This is a genomic window from Maribacter halichondriae (assembly GCF_027474825.1).
GTDB classification, from domain to species: Bacteria; Bacteroidota; Bacteroidia; order Flavobacteriales; family Flavobacteriaceae; genus Meishania; species Meishania halichondriae.
In genome coordinates, this window is record NZ_CP107030.1 from 4353587 (window position 1) to 4369581 (window position 15995).

The following is a 15995-nucleotide window of genomic DNA, read 5'->3' on the forward strand; positions in this document are numbered from 1 at the left end:
TGGTTTTTTGGCACGCTGTTTGGTATATACCTATCGAATGTAAATAGTTGCATTCAGGAATTAAAACCTTATATCATGAGAAATTTAGTACTCCTTTTTTCGGCCCTCATTTTAGGCACCTCAGGTGTCATGGCCACAAGTACAAACGAAGATAAGGTTGCAACACGCAATGCTTATAATTACAACAACTCTTTCATCTTTGTTGAAAATGGCATTACGTTTTCAGTATTTCCTGATGGCGAGTTTGATTTTTACGTTGAAAATTATGTGAACGGACGAAGAAACAAAATAACCTTTAATACAGGTTTTGATTACAGTCCGTATGCCCAATATGATGACTATGGTGCCGTTATTCAAGTAGAGAATACACCTATTTATTATGACTATTACGGTCGCGTGACCCAAATCGGTGATGTCGATGTTGCCTACCGAAATGGCAGGGTCTTTAGAATGGGTGGCATGAATGTCTATTATAATAATCGAGGTTTTTACGATTATCACACGGGTTACATTAACATCTACAATAGAAGTTATGTGTACCGACCTTTTCACCGATGGTTTGCAAGGCCCGCTTTAGGATTCTGCTTGGTATTCAACAGTCCTTATAGAAGGTATTACAGTCCATTCCGATATACGTATTACAATCCATATCGTAACAACCGTCGATGGGGTTATGCTAAAATTGGAAGAGAGCACAGATATAATAAAGTGCGACGAGAAAGAGCTACGGTATATAGAAACGACAAACGTGTTGCAGTACGTGAGAATAACAGGGTTCGTAGAGGTGATGCCGTCAGAAGCAATAGAACCGTGGATACCGGACGAAGGAATGCAACCCGTAAAAGTGAGATTGCACGGAACAATGGAGGTGTAAGCAGAACGGCTAATGTAAGGTCAAACCGTTCGAACGGTAAGGTCGCCGGCAGAACAGCCGTAGACCGCTCAAAAAGAGTAGAAAGTAGAAGTGTACGTAAAGTAGATGGACGCTCAAATACCGGACGTAAGGTTGCCCAAAGGTCAACGACAGTTCGTTCCCCAAAAGGGAATGCCGTTACCAAAAGAACTGTAACGCAAACGCCGAGAAGTCGTACGGTAGCTAGAAGTACGAAGACGTACAAAAGGCCACAGAGTAGCTCTACCAATAGTGCTGTGAGCAAGGCTCCTTCTAGAAGCAGAAATACGGTCGCCCGAAGCTCGGCCCCTAGTAAAAGTACGGTCTCAAGAAGTACCTCTTCGAGAAGTCGAGTGAGCAAAGCTCCTGCTAGAAGCAGCAGAAGTAATACAAAGTCGATTTCTACACGAAGTAGAGGAAGACAATAAAGATAGTTTTTAGGTTGGTTAGTTGTTTGGCCCCGTAGCGAATTCGTTCGCTGCGGGGCTTTTTTTAATCAAGTCTATTTTAAAATTCGAGATGTCACGCTAAGCTTGCCAAAGTGTTGCCGAAGAATCTATTGCAATGATTATTTGGTTATCATGGAATAACATTGAATATATAAGGAGGATACTCGAAATTTGACTATTTCTTTCCTAAAAATTTAGAAATCACCCCAAAGACATCCTCTGAAATCTTAAAGCGATATAGAACTCCAATATACATTGCGGTCATCAGAATACTTTTTAGCACAATATTTAAAATAGGATGAAAAGGAAACTGCAAGGGGTAGAATAATGCCGCAATCAACAAAAGTAAAGCCAACACTTTAAAAGTTTCTGAAGTAAACGGCCCTATATTGAACTTTAGCTTCACGTAAATCAATTTTACCGTGTTGTAAATAAAGAATGCGGAAAAACTGGCAATGGCCGCACCGTCAAGTCCATATTTAGGAATTAGCCATATGTTGAACACTATGGCCAATATGGCCAAAAGAATACCCATCAACAAAATAGCACGATAATAGTCGGAATTGTATAGAATAGAGTTGTTGTTTCCCAATAGGGCATCGTAGACTTTCGCCAGCCCGATCCAAAAACGATCATAAAGCCACCTCGATACTTATCAGGGAGCATATTGTACAAATCATCAAGGTTCAATAGGATAAGAAGAAAAAGTAGGCCAGCGACAATGAACAACGTAAGAGAACTTTTCTGATACAATTTTTTTAGGGAAACATTATCCTTTTTGTTCAAATGTTCTGCGGTCAACGGGTAGGTAATCTGATGCATCGATCGTGAAGGAACGGCAATGACCGTCGCGATAAATCCCGCAACGGCATAGTAGGCTACATTTTCAATCTCAATAAAATTGTTGATCATGACCTTATCTACTTCCAAAAGTATGATTGCGGTTGAGCCTCCAACGATGATCAAGGTGCTGTACTGAATGATACTTTTAGTGTTTTCCGGAAATTGAAATGAAAGTTTCGGCATTCTCAGACGATACGCATATAGTTTCATAATCAGCATTCGCAGGATATAAAATCCTACCAAGGCTTTGATAAAGAATTCAATCGAGATAACCTCAAAAATCAACAATATCAGCAAAAGTGTCTGCCCAACCCGACAAAATATTTCTTTCATAAAGTTCCCAAAGACGGATTTCATGCGAATGCGCGCCCAGGCATAAAAGACCTCAAAATAGGCCATGGTCAAGCCGATCAAGAAAATATACCAGACATAATCCTTAACGATTGAGTTTTTATTGGAAAGCAAATCACCAATGGTATCATACGCAAAATAACTGATCAAGGTGATGGGAACAATAAGCGCCAATGGCAATAGAAGCATCAAGGTTAAAAAACCATCTTGGGTTTTTTCGTCTTCAAATCCACTATAGAATTTTATCAAGGTATTCGGTACACCAAAAGCCAATATTGGCATCAACACCGCAGAAGCCGACCAAATGACCTGTATGAGACCATAGTATTGGTCTTCCATAAAATTCGTATATAAAAACAAGGTGTTCAACGCCCCGATACCAAACCCGACATAGGTTATCATGGTATTGTTCAACGATTGTTTTAAAACGATTCCCATTAAAGTTGTTTGACGAGTTGTTCGGTCAGGGCCTTGCGCCTATAATCTTCGACTCCTTTTGAATTGACATACAACGTGCCACTTTTAAACGCCTTGAAACATTCCAAAATTGTCTTTTTTAAATTTTCATGCGATGTATAGTCGAATACTACACCTGTATTGGTTTGCGCAATGATATGACCAGCATCCCATTTTTTTGGTCCCACTGCCAATATCGGCCTTCTTGCGGCCATATATTCGAATAACTTTCCGGGATGATACCCTGTGTTTCTTCCGAATCAATTTCGATCAACAGAAGCATTTGAGCCCGTTGTTGACGACGTACTGCTTCGGCATGCGAAACGTAACCTTTAATCTTTAAATATGGCCCCAGTTCATAGCGATACAGTGTATCAAGCACGTCTTGCCCTACAACGCCCAAAAACTCGATTTGGAGACTCGACCTGAACAGCTCGTTTTCCGTAGCCAATTCAGAAAGCACCTTCCACAGGTTTTTGGGGTTTCTTCCTGTAAGTAATGACCCTATATGCGCTAGAGTAAATCTATTATCGATATTAGCACCACCGGTGTAGTCTGAATCATAGCCATTGGTTATTACCGATATAGATTGGTCCGTACTTTTTTCAAACTCCTTTTTTGTGGTAGGGCTTGTTACGATGATTTCATCTGCATTTTGTAACACCGATCGCTCTAGGTCTTTATGCTTTTTTTGGGACGCTTTGGTCAATCGTAGTTTTTTATGATACCCTATAGACGTCCAAGGGTCTCTAAAATCGGCAATCCAGCGCACATTTCGATTTGATTTTAAGGTGTTACCGATAAGGTGGACGCTATGCGGAGGGCCTGTAGTAATTATAGTATTGATGCATTCTTTATCCAAAACATCTTTTAGAAATTCGACAGAAGGATTGATCCAATTTTTTCTGGCATCGGGTATAAAAAATTTCCGCGTACCCAGAGCATCAATTTTTCAAGCACGGATTGATTCTTTGTCTGGATGATACCCGAGCTGATACGTTTTGTTTTTTTAGGCATCAACAGTCCCGCCCAGCCGTAAGGTTCTTTAATCGGATGTTTATATATTTTAAGGTTTTTCGAGACCTCGTTAATCAACGAAGGGTCTTGTATTGGATAATGCGGATTTTCAGGGATGTACAAAACAGGCTCGATATCAAATTCAGGAAGGTACTTTACGAATTTCAACCATCGTTGTACACCGGGGCCGCCTGCGGGTGGCCAATAATACGTAATGATAAGTACCTTTTTCATTGGGTATGGTAGGTTAGATTACGGGATACTCCGTGTAGAGAGGCAAGGCATTGCCTCTCTACGACGGTTTTTGTTCTTCTTCCTTGCGTGACCGCCAAAAAGAAAATCCGATTCCGCCGATAATGATCAATCCGAGCAAAATTGAACTCGCCAACGTAATCGTACTCCCTTTTTCGATGACGGGAGGCTCAAATTTAAATTCAATGGTATGTTCGCCCGCTGGAACTTTTAGCGCTCGAAGCACATAATTTACCTTGAAATGATCGGTCAATTTTCCGTCGATATAGGTATTCCATCCCGGGGCATAATACATTTCCGAAAAAACGGCAACTCCCATTTTATCATTTTTGCTTTGATACGTAAGATGGTTGGGTTTATAATCGGTAAGTTCTATTGAGGCGGTGGAATCCACTTTAAAATTAAACTGATTGATGGTCGGAAATACCTCGGTATTCACCAGAGCTTCTTTCTTTTCGTCAAAATCTTTCAGCCCCAGCAGTTCGTCATTGGCGTTTTTAACTTCCTTCAGTCTTTCTATAAACCAAGCATTACCATTGGCATCAGGATTAAGTGCGGGATATTGATTTCCTTCCTCATCTTGCTGAACTACATATTTAACGTTCAACATGTTCAAAACCTTAATGTTGCCTTGTGCGATATGGAAATAGAAAAGATCCTCCATGCCTGCAGGTTTCGCGGCATGGTATCCTGAAATGGCCTGATGAAAGTACGATGTGCCGGCACCTTCGAAGCCCTCAACTTGATTGAAGACCCTAAAAACATCCTTATCCTTTAAAATCTCTTGATGAACCGGAGTTTCTTGAAAAGGCTGTGTCATTCTTCTTTTGGCTACAAAATCGTCATTGTTCACATATCGTTGGCTCACGCCGACCAAATCAAAAACAATAAGGATTCCTAAAACAATGATCACAAGGTTCTCCTTGATTTTTCCTTTCAAGAAAAACCATAGTGCCAAAGCAGCTAGAAAGACATATGCCAAAGAGCGAAAGAGGTCACTATTGTATTCCGCTTTGCGATCCAACTTAATCAGTTCGAGTACTTCATCTCCATAAAACTGTTTTACGGTCGGGTCGTGGTATCCCGAAAAGCTGAACATCCCTTTAACCAATAATAATAAGACCCCAATACCGAGAACGGTAAAAAACGAGATTTTTAGCGCTTTGATCTTTTTTATCTTTTGAGACATATTCATTGAACAGCACACTAAGGCCCAATATGGCCAAAATCGGCACACAGAGTTCCAAGATTACCTGTATAGAGGATACTGCACGAAATTTATCATACAGCGGAAAATAATCGATCATAAAATTGGTAAGCACGCTAAAGTTTTTGCCCCATGAAAGCACCAATGACATAATCGTGCCCCCTAAGAGCCACCATTTGGCACGACCTTTTACCAAAATCAAGGCCAAAATGAAAAGGAAAAAGATAATAGCCCCAATATAGGCTGGCCCTGAGGTACCCGGTTGCTCTCCCCAATACAGCTGCAGGTTTTTTGTAAAGTCCAACGATTGGCTTCTAGTGATGCCCTTGTCTATGAGAAAATCGTACACCTTTGAGTTTTCCCCTAAATCTTCTAGGCTTCCGCCGCCGAAAAGTCGTGGTACGAAAAGATTCATCGACTCCGCTATGCCATAACTCCACAAGGTGATGTATTCTTTGCTAAGTCCGTCTGTATTTTCTTTGGGAGACCCGTCATAGTTGATTGTGATTTCAGATTTACCTCGTGTACTCCAATCCGCATATTCCTTGGTTGCCATCAAACTTGTTGCATTGGCCGCAATACCGAGAAAAACAGCCGCTAAAAGTATGCCCACCGAAATAAAATAGTGTTTCAATTTTTTCTTCCGAATGGCATCGACCAAATAGGCTACTCCTAAAATCAATACCAACAACATAAAATAGTAGGTCATCTGGTAGTGGTTGGCCACAATTTCGAGGGCCATGGCCACGGCAGTCAGCACAAATCCCCATAGATACTTTTTCCGAAAGACAAGGACAATACCTCCTAAAACCATAGGCAAATACCCAATGGCATGAGCCTTTGCATTGTGCCCCGCCCCGAAGATTATTATCAGATAGGTCGAAAAGCCAAAGGCTAACGCCCCTACTATTGCAAGTCGATAATCAATCTTTAAACAACAAAGCAAAATATAAAACCCAATAAAATAGAGAAAGAGATAATCGGCAGGTCGGGGAAGAAAACGAATCAACCGATCCAATTTCTTCACATAATCATGGGGGTAATACGCACCCAACTGAAAAGTAGGCATTCCTCCATAAGCACTATTGGTCCAATACGGCTCTTCGCCCGAACGTTTTCTAAAATCGTTCTGCTCTTTGGCCATACCGGTATATTGGATAATATCCGACTGTTCAATGACTTTCCCCTGAAGTACGGGATTGAAGTAAGCCAATGCAGTAATAACAAAGAAAACAACTACGAAAAAATGGACAAAGAAAGCTTTTAAACCTGTTTGCATGAAATGGTTTAAGGGGTTGGTGGTGCTAAAATAATCAATCTACCTCCTCAAAATCAATATACTCCCCAACTTTTTCAGAAGATGAACCGTTCTTATTGGGTTTCTTATCGATAACAACATCCCCCACCCTTTCCTCGTCGGCACCTTGTTGGCTCATGAAGTCACCGAACTTTTCTTGAAAATGGGCTTCGGTCTTTTTGGCCGCATAGCTGAAAAGCTTGGGCGCCAATAAACGTATCACCATTTTGAGCAGGTAGTAGACCAGTAGTATTACTAATATCGTCTTTAAAAAAGCCATTTATTTTGATTTCAACATATCAAAAATACAATTCTCACGTTGTATTAAGAGGGCAAAAGTCTTAAAATATTAATAAATTCAGCTTTATGGGGCATCCGTTTGAAATGAATAGCATCAAGCAATTGCTACTGTTACACGTGTTCATCTTACCCATTTTTGGAATTTCGCAGTATACCGATGTTATCAATTCTAATCGACCTGGACTTTCCGTTAGTGCCTATGCCGTTGGTAAAAACGTAATTCAAGCCGAAGTTGGCGGATTCTACGAACAAAGCGACCACAGTCTTTTGAACACCCAATCGAATATCTGGGGTGGCGACCTTTCCTTACGCTACGGACTGCTGTTCGAACAATTGGAACTCAATTACGAAGGTACCTACCAGACACAAAATGTCGATTTTTCAAATACACTGACCAATGAACGGTTTACCGATTTTTCAAGGAATAGACTAGGTCTTAAATTTCTAATCTATGACCGTTATAAAAATCCAGAGCGGAACAAACCCAATTTATACAGTTGGCGAAAGAATTATGTTTTTCAGTTGAAAAATCTGATTCCCTCCGTGTCACTTTATGGTGGAGCTACTTTCAATCTGGGCGACAATCCGTTTTATGTGGGCGACCCAACAGTTTCCTATCGCGGAATGGTTGCCACCCAAAGTAGACTTACCCCAAGATTCGTTCTGATTACCAATATTGCTTATGACCGAATTTCAACAAATTTCCCTGAATTGAGTTATTTGGCTTCAATTTCATATGCCTTTCGAAACCCGAAATGGAGTGCCTTCGTTGAAAATCAAGGCATTAAAAGCGACCGTTATTCAGATGTACTTATACGAGGCGGTGTAGCACATTTATTGAACGAAGATTTACAGGTAGATATGAATATGGGCGCCAGCTTTAAAAATACACCTTCGAGAATCTTCGTTAGTATGGGCGCATCGTATCGTTTCGACCTTCACAGCGACCCGGCGCCTAAGGCCATAGATGAGCAGAATGCAGGAGAAAATGGCGGCCCCATCAAAAAGAACGCAATGAAGAAAAAAGAGCGGGAGGCCAAAAAGAAGAAAAAAGGCACCGGAGCAGAGGACATTGATTTAGGTCCTTCAAAAAAACAACTTCGAAAGCTTAAGAAGGCCGAAAAGAAAAAGAAGAAAAACAAAAAAGATGATAAAGACGAAATCGAGTTTTAGATAGGTTATCTATTTTTAATCTATTACTTCTTTGAATTTTATTCGCTAATATTGACCCTACAAAATGTACTGTATGGTCACGCTCAAAGAAGCATCTACCAAAAATGAGCTAAAGCAGTTCGTTAAATTTCCATTTTCGCTTTATAAAGACAATCCGTATTGGGTTCCGCCGATTATTGCCGATGAACTTGAGAGTTTTGATAAGGATAAAAATCCTGCCTTTAAAAATGCAGATGCTTGGTTCTTCTTAGCTTTCAAGAATAATGATTTGGTCGGGCGAGTTGTTGTAATCATTAACTGGCTTGAGGTCAATGAACAGAAAATCAAAAAGATACGCTTCGGCTGGTTCGATTTTGTTGACGATCCTGAGGTTTCTGAAACGCTGCTACAAAAGGTCGATGAAATAGGAAAAAAAATAATCTGGACTATATGGAAGGGCCTGTCGGATTTTCAAATCTAGACAAGGTCGGAGTGCTTATCGAGGGGTTCGAACATATTGGAAGTATGATTACCTGGTACAACCACCCGTATTACAAAGACCATTATGAACGGTTGGGCTTTGTTAAGGAAAAAGAATATATGGAAAACAAATTTCCAGCAGGTAACGCCGACCCCGCCCTTTTCACAAAACTCAATGACTTAATCAAACGTCGCTATGGACTCCGGGAAATAAATTTCACAAAAACAAAAGAGGTAATGCCCATGGCGGACCAAATGTTCGATCTGTTCAACGAAACCTATTCAAAGCTGTCTTCTTTCGTACCCATTACCGAAGTACAAAAAGCATATTTCAAGAAAAAGTACATTAGTTTTATCAATCCAGAATACATCAAGTTTATTGTGGATAAAGAGGATAAACTAATTGCCTTTTCCATTGTCATGCCATCGTTTTCGAGAGCACTTCAAAAAGCGAACGGAAAGCTTTTTCCTTTGGGATATTCCATTTGCTAAAAGCGAAAAAACAAAGTAAGGACGTTTATTTCTACCTGATCGGTATCCATCCCGAGTATCAAAATAAAGGAGTGACCGCAATTGTTTTTAACGAATACTACAAAACCTTTACGGCCAAAGGCATCGATATGTGCTATCGTACACCTGAATTAGAGGAAAATATTGCAATTAAGCAGATGTGGAAGCATTTTGACCCAGTCGTCTATAAAAGAAGAAGAACATACCGAAAAAACCTGCGGTAAGCAGCAAAAATCAAATTCCAAATTCCAAGCTTGAATTTCTTGGAATTTAGGATTTTTTTACTGGAATTTATAAAATCAAAGATTTTGTTTACTCTCCCATCGCAGCTGCCACAGCAGCGGAAAGTCTTTTATAAGTACCGTTTTGAAGCCGCTCTCGAATCGCTGAAAAGGCCACCAACGTTTCCTCGATATCCTGCATTGTGTGGGTAGCTGTCGGAATCATTCGCAATAAAATCAATCCTTTTGGAATTACTGGATATACTACAATAGAGCAGAAAATACCGTAATTTTCTCGAAGGTCTTTGACCAACGCCATCGCCTCGGGAATGCTTCCGTTAAGGTAAACGGGAGTTACGCAACTGGTCGTTGTACCAATATCGAACCCACGTTCTTTAAGTCCGTTTTGCAGTGCATCCACATTCTCCCATAGTTTTGCCTTCAATTCGGGCATAGTACGCAGCATATCAAGGCGTTTCAAAGCTCCTTTGACATAAATCATGGGAAGGGACTTTGCGAACATTTGTGAACGCAAATTATACTTTAAGTAATCTATAATTTCTTTATCGGCCGCTAAAAAAGCACCGATACTGGCCATTGATTTGGCAAAAGTGGCAAAATACACATCGATATCGTCTTGAATACCTTGTTCTTCTCCGGCTCCTGCACCTGTATTGCCTAGTGTACCGAAACCATGGGCATCGTCGACCATAAACCGGAAATTATATTTCTTTTTCAAGGCTACAATTTCCTTCAATCTACCCTGTTCGCCGCGCATACCGAAAACACCTTCTGAAATGACCAATATGCCACCTCCAGTCTGTTCCGCCATTTTGGTGGCACGTTCCAGATTCTTCTCTAAACTCTCAATATCATTATGCTTGAACGTAAAACGCTTGCCCATATGAAGTCGCACACCATCGATAATACACGCATGGGAATCTACATCGTAAACGATGATATCGTCTTTTGACACCAAAGCGTCAATAGCCGACATAATACCTTGATAACCGAAATTCAATAAATATGCAGATTCTTTGTTAACGAATTCAGCCAGTTCTTGTTCCAATTGTTCGTGAAAATCGGTATGGCCGCTCATCATCCTCGCTCCCATCGGATAGGCAGAACCATATTCAGCCGCAGTATCGCCGTCTATTTTCTTTATTTCAGGAAGATTGGCAAGTCCTAAATAATCATTGATACTCCACGTTATAACTTCCTTACCTTGAAATTTCATCCGGTTCGAAATAGGGCCTTCCAATTTTGGAAAAACGAAATAGCCTTCGGCTTGTGATGCCCATTTTCCTAGGGGTCCTTTGTTTTCAATGATACGCTCAAATAAGTCTCTCATGTAGCTTGGGTTGATTCTACCTGCAAAAATATAGATTTTTGACAAGCATTCATAATTAAATCAGGGACAAAGAAAAAGCGACACTTCAAAAAGTATCGCTTTTTTAATATCGAAAAATTAGTTTTATTCTACTTTACAAATTGTATTTGCTGTGTCTCTTCCACGGTTTCAGTGTCAAAGAATCCTTGGTCTTCCATCCATTTATCACTGTAAATCTTACTCATATAGCGTGATCCGTGATCGGGGAAAATAACGACTACTTTGCTGTTCTTATCAAAAACACCGTCCGCTGACAATTGTTTTACGGCCTGCATTACCGCTCCACTCGTATAACCGGCAAAAATGCCTTCGGTTTTGGCGATTTCGCGTGCCGTATGTGCACTTTTCTCATCGGAAACTTTTATAAATTCATCTATAATATCAAAATCCGTTGCACTCGGAATCAGGTTTTTTCCCAATCCTTCGATCCTATACGGATATATCTCCTTCTGATCGAACTCTTTGGTCTCATGGTACTTTTTCAATACTGAACCATAGGCATCCACACCGATTATTTTGATATTAGGATTCTGCTCTTTTAAATATCGTGCAGTACCCGATATCGTTCCGCCGGTACCACTACAGGCAACCAAATGGGTGATCTGACCCCCTGTTTGGCTCCATATCTCGGGCCCGGTGGTTCTATAATGGGCATCCATATTCAGCTCATTAAAATATTGGTTGATATAGATAGACCCTTTGGTTTCTTCATGAAGCCTTTTAGCAACTTGATAATATGATCTTGGATCATCTGCGCTCACATGGGCCGGACATACGTATACGGTCGCCCCCATAGAGCGCAACATATCGATTTTATCCTTAGATGATTTTGAGCTTACTGCCAAAATACAATCATACCCTTTGATTATACTGACCATGGCAATACTAAAACCAGTGTTGCCTGAGGTAGTTTCAATAATGGTGCTCCCTTTGGTCAAAATTCCTTTTCGCTCTGCTTCTTCAATAATATAGGCCGCGACCCTATCTTTTGAGGAGTGCCCTGGGTTGAACGATTCCAACTTGGCATAGAAATTTCCGGGAAACTTGGCGGTTATTCGATTAAGTTTAACGAGTGGGGTATCTCCTATAAGTTCTAGGATATTGTTGCAGGCTTTAATCTTATCTTCCATATAGGCTATATAAGTTTAAGAATATTGAAGAACGTTAGTTCCGCAATATTCTTGAACAAAATTACAATTTTTTTCGGATTACTTGATTTTGCCCTCTAAATCAAGTAGAAAAGCATATTCTTTGGCGACTTCTTTCAACGCTTCAAAACGCCCGGAAGCACCTCCGTGACCAGCATCCATATTGATATCAAAAAGCAACAGATTGTCATCGGTTTTCATTTCCTCAGCTTCGCCACCCATTTGGCCGGTTCGAAATATTGTACTTGAGAATCATGCAAACCTGTCGTTACCAGCATATTCGGATATTCCTTGGCCACTACTTGATCATATGGTGAATATGATTTCATGTAATCGTAATATTCTTTTTCATTGGGGTTGCCCCACTCATCATATTCCCCAGTAGTAAGCGGAATGGATTCATCCAACATCGTAGTGATCACATCAACAAACGGCACGGCGGCAATGACACCGTTGTAAAGCTCTGGCGACATATTGACCACCGCACCCATGAGCAGACCGCCCGCAGAACCGCCCATTGCATATAAATGGTCTGCACTGGTATAATTTTCCGAGATCAAGAATTTGGAACAATCCACAAAATCGGTAAACGTATTCTTCTTTTTCAATAATTTACCATCCTCGTACCACGGCCTGCCCAAATATTGTCCTCCGCGGATATGTGCAAGCGCATAAACAAAGCCCCGATCCAAGAGGCTGAGTCTAACCGTTGAGAAATACGGATCGATCGTCGCGCCATAAGAACCGTACGCATATTGCAAGATCGGAGTGCCAGCGCCCAGCTTAGTATCTTTGTGATGAATAATGGACATCGGTACTTTCACACCATCTCTTGCCGTCGCCCACACACGCTTTTCCACATAATTTTCTTTGGCGAATTTACCTCCCAATACTTCTTGCTCTTTTTTGACTTCCTTTTCTTTGGTACGCATGTTAAAATCGATGACCGATGCAGGGGTGCCCAATGAATTGTAGGAATAGCGCAGTATTTCGGTATCGAAATCGGGATTAGTGCTCACGTAAGCGGTGTACGTCTCAATTTCAAACGGCAGATAATAGCCTTCACCACCATTCCATTGGTTGATTTTTAGTTTGTTCAGTCCGTTTTGACGTTCTGAGAGTACATAGAACTCCTTGAACATCTCTACTCCTTCTAACAGCACATCATCACGATGAGGAATAAATTCTTGCCAATTTTCTGAGATTGTACCGTTCTCATTGACCCTCATCAGCTTGAAATTGGTCGCATTGTCTTTATTGGTCAAGACGTAAAAGGAATCATCATAATGGGAAATTGAATATTCCAATCCTCTTGTTCTTGGGGAAAATATTCTGAATTTTCCATTGGGATCGTTAGCTTCCAATATTTGATATTCCGAAGTCAATGTACTTACAGAACCAATGATGACATACTTGTCTGATTTTGATTTATAAACAAAGGCATTGAAGGTATCATCCGTTTCATCAAAAACAAGTTCATCGGTTGAAGCATCGGTACCCAACGTGTGTTTGTAGATTTTATCAGACCGCAGTGTAACTGGATCTTTTTTTGAATAGAACATCGTTTTGTTATCGTTCGCCCATACCGCTCCGCCCGTCGTGTTCTCAATTTTATCCGATAATATCTCACCCGTTTCCAAATTTTTGATCTGCAAGGTATATTGCCGCCTGGAAACCGTATCGACGCCAAAAGCGGCCAATTTGTTATCTAGACTCACCCCAATGCCTCCCAAATTGAAGAATTCATGGCCCTCGGCCATTTCATTACAGTTAAATACTATTTCTTCAGGGGCCTCCAACGTTTCTTTATGTCGACTGTAAATTGGGTATTCCTTGCCGGTTTCATATCGGGTTACGTACCAAAATCCGTTCTCCTTGTAAGGTACTGACGAATCATCCTCTTTGATTCTGCCCTTCATCTCCTCGAATAATACTTTTTGAAAATCTTTGGTATGGGCCGTCATAGCTTCATAGTAGGCATCCTCACTTTCTAAATGGGAAATAACTTCAGGATTTTCACGATCATTCAGCCAATAGTAATCATCGGTTCGAACATCATCGTGCATAACAAGTTCTTTGGACACTTTTTTGGCTACGGGGACTTCTATGACGGTCATATTCTTATTTTCATTTTTACAGGAGAGCGCAAAAGTAAGACTTAATGCGAAAATCAATTTGTTTTTTCCAAGGTGTATCATGTACGTTCATTTATCGGGACAATTTAGTAATTTTGAATACATAAACTTGAAAATAAAAAACCTATGTTCGGAGATATGATGGGAATGATGGGAAAGCTTAAAGAAACCCAACGAAAAGTAGAGGAAACCAAGAAAAGACTTGATACCGTAACCTTAAACGAGAAATCTTTGGATGGACTTTTGGAACTAACGATTTCGGCGAATAGGGTCATAAAGGAAATAAAAATAGACGATTCTCTGTTGGAAGATAAGGAGCAACTGGAAGATTATCTGGTTATGACCATCAATAAGGCCATTACAAAGGCTACTGAGGTCAATGAGACAGAATTGGCCGCCGTCGCCAAAGAAGGGATGCCCAATATTCCTGGAATGGACTCATTGTTTAAATAAGAAATTAAAGTCTATTCACCGATTTATCCTAACTTTAAAAAAAGCTTGAACATGATAGAGATAAAACAAATCAAGGATAATGGATTCGGGTTTAGTTTAAAAGCGGAAAACGGTGGAAACCTGTTGAACAGTGTGCCGTTCGCAAATAAGGATGAAATCAAAAGAACGGTCCGGCGCTTAACGAACATTGACGATACCCGAAATATCTTCGAAAGAAAGACGAATCACGAGGGCAAGTTTCTTTTTAATGTAAAGGATGAAAACGGGAAACTTATCGGTCATAGTGAATTGTATACTTCGGAAGCGGGCATGGAAAACGGCATTAAGAACGTAATCAACCGCATTTCTCATATATCGAATTCAGGTAACTTATAGATTTTTCAAGAGGGATAGGAAGTTTTCATGCATCGCATCGGTGTAGTCCAAATGCGTTACGATTCGTAATTTCCCCTGACCCATTCCGATAAGCTGGACTCCTTTTTCATTCAGCCCTTTCACAAAATCATCACTTGTCATTTTGCTTTCATCAATTTCAAAGATGATGATGTTGGTTTCTATTGGCTCTACTTTTTTGATGTAGGATAATCTTTGAAGCACTTCCCCGATTTCTTTTGCTTTTTTATGATCTTCGGCCAATCTTTCAATATGGTGTTCGAGCGCATAGGAGCCGGCCGCGGCCAAATAACCTGCTTGGCGCATTCCCCCCTAAAATTTTCCGGATACGGATCGCTTTATCGATCGTTTCTGAACTCGCAACCAAAACCGATCCGACGGGGCAGCCCAACCCTTTACTTAAACAGACGCTGATAGTGTCGAACAGTTCTCCGTACTGTTTGGCCGATTCTTTTTTACCACCAGTGCATTCCAGAGCCTTGCGCCGTCTAAATGGTATCCTAGATTGTGTTTTTCGCAGACCGCTTTTATTTTTTTGAGTTCCTCAAAATCCCAACAGGCACCACCACCTTTGTTGGTCGTATTCTCGATACAGACCAATGAAGTCAACGGACTATGGTAAAAATCCGGCGGATTGATGGCTGCTTCGACCTGTTCAGCGGTCATCATGCCGCGGTGTCCGTCTACCAATTTACAGGAAACCCCACTATTAAAACTCGCTCCACCCCCTTCATAATTATAGACATGGGCGTATTTATCACAAATCAATTGATCCCCAGGATTCGTATGAAGTTTGATTGCGGTTTGATTGGTCATACTTCCCGAAGGAAAATAGAGCGCTGCCTCTTTACCGAACATTTCGGCCACTTTTTTTTCCAAAGCGTTGACCGAAGGATCTGCCTTAAAAACATCGTCGCCCACCTCGGCCGTCATCATGGCTTTGAGCATTCCAGGAGTGGGTTTGGTTACCGTGTCGCTTATTAGGTTTATGTTCAATGGATGATTATTAAATTATCATTTTTGCTTCAAGTTTCTGTTGGCTGCCTTAC

General features: G+C 40.7%; 11 protein-coding genes and 4 pseudogenes. 5 read left to right on the forward strand and 10 right to left on the reverse strand.

Annotated elements, in window-relative coordinates:
- Positions 1-75: 75 nt before the first annotated feature.
- Positions 76-1320 (forward strand): hypothetical protein, encoded by a 1245-nt coding sequence (locus tag N8A86_RS20440; RefSeq protein WP_273567060.1) that lies wholly within the window; start codon positions 76-78, stop codon positions 1318-1320.
- Between the two features lie 196 nt (positions 1321-1516).
- On the opposite strand, the gene N8A86_RS21845 is transcribed toward N8A86_RS20440, so the two are convergent.
- The 6 genes and pseudogenes from N8A86_RS21845 to N8A86_RS20460 all read right to left on the reverse strand — a co-directional run bounded on the left by N8A86_RS21845 (position 1517) and on the right by N8A86_RS20460 (position 7044).
- Positions 1517-1876, reverse strand: coding sequence for a hypothetical protein (locus tag N8A86_RS21845; protein WP_488226197.1), 360 nt, complete (start codon positions 1874-1876; stop codon positions 1517-1519).
- The gene (locus tag N8A86_RS20445) at positions 1876-2973 is read right to left on the reverse strand and encodes a lipopolysaccharide biosynthesis protein (protein WP_337251684.1); all 1098 of its coding nucleotides are present in this window, start codon (positions 2971-2973) and stop codon (positions 1876-1878) included. The genes N8A86_RS21845 and N8A86_RS20445 overlap by 1 nt, the downstream gene beginning before the upstream one ends.
- Positions 2973-4242 (reverse strand): annotated as a pseudogene (locus N8A86_RS20450) (glycosyltransferase family 4 protein). Before N8A86_RS20450 ends, N8A86_RS20445 begins: the two are co-directional and overlap by 1 nt.
- A gap of 58 nt (positions 4243-4300) precedes the next feature.
- Complete coding sequence (locus N8A86_RS21850; RefSeq protein WP_337251685.1) at positions 4301-5359, reverse strand: YfhO family protein; 1059 nt, start codon at positions 5357-5359, stop codon at positions 4301-4303.
- 4 nt (positions 5360-5363) lie between these two features.
- Positions 5364-6746, reverse strand: a complete 1383-nt coding sequence (locus N8A86_RS21855; RefSeq protein WP_337251686.1) for a glycosyltransferase family protein — start codon at positions 6744-6746, stop codon at positions 5364-5366.
- Positions 6747-6780: 34 nt separating this feature from the next.
- A complete protein-coding gene (locus N8A86_RS20460; protein ID WP_273567061.1) occupies positions 6781-7044 on the reverse strand; it encodes a DUF4834 family protein in 264 nt (87 codons plus the stop codon).
- An 86-nt stretch (positions 7045-7130) separates the two neighbouring features.
- On the opposite strand from N8A86_RS20460, the gene N8A86_RS20465 reads away from it, so the two are divergent.
- On the forward strand, positions 7131-8237 hold the full coding sequence (locus N8A86_RS20465) for a transporter (protein ID WP_273567062.1): 1107 nt from the start codon (positions 7131-7133) through the stop codon (positions 8235-8237).
- 73 nt (positions 8238-8310) lie between these two features.
- Positions 8311-9430 (forward strand): annotated as a pseudogene (locus tag N8A86_RS20470) (GTP cyclohydrolase).
- 88 nt (positions 9431-9518) lie between these two features.
- Here the strand turns inward: N8A86_RS20470 and capB are convergent.
- The 3 genes and pseudogenes from capB to N8A86_RS20485 form a co-directional block, all read right to left on the reverse strand.
- Positions 9519-10778 carry a cysteate-C-fatty acyltransferase gene (gene capB / locus N8A86_RS20475; protein WP_273567063.1) on the reverse strand — a complete coding sequence of 420 codons (1260 nt, stop codon included), beginning with the start codon at positions 10776-10778 and terminating at the stop codon, positions 9519-9521.
- A 128-nt stretch (positions 10779-10906) separates the two neighbouring features.
- Entirely contained in the window at positions 10907-11947 is a 1041-nt protein-coding gene (gene capA / locus N8A86_RS20480; protein ID WP_273567064.1) for a cysteate synthase, read from the reverse strand.
- A 78-nt stretch (positions 11948-12025) separates the two neighbouring features.
- Positions 12026-14082 (reverse strand): annotated as a pseudogene (locus N8A86_RS20485) (S9 family peptidase).
- A gap of 144 nt (positions 14083-14226) precedes the next feature.
- Here N8A86_RS20485 and N8A86_RS20490 point away from each other — a divergent pair.
- Both N8A86_RS20490 and N8A86_RS20495 read left to right on the forward strand, forming a co-directional pair.
- Entirely contained in the window at positions 14227-14553 is a 327-nt protein-coding gene (locus N8A86_RS20490) for a YbaB/EbfC family nucleoid-associated protein (RefSeq protein WP_273567065.1), read from the forward strand.
- Positions 14554-14604: 51 nt separating this feature from the next.
- Positions 14605-14928 (forward strand): YegP family protein, encoded by a 324-nt coding sequence (locus N8A86_RS20495; RefSeq protein WP_273567066.1) that lies wholly within the window; start codon positions 14605-14607, stop codon positions 14926-14928.
- Here the strand turns inward: N8A86_RS20495 and N8A86_RS20500 are convergent.
- Positions 14923-15942: pseudogene (locus N8A86_RS20500) on the reverse strand (threonine aldolase family protein). The gene N8A86_RS20495 and the pseudogene N8A86_RS20500 sit on opposite strands and share 6 nt — an antisense overlap.
- Between the last annotated feature and the right edge of the window lie 53 nt (positions 15943-15995).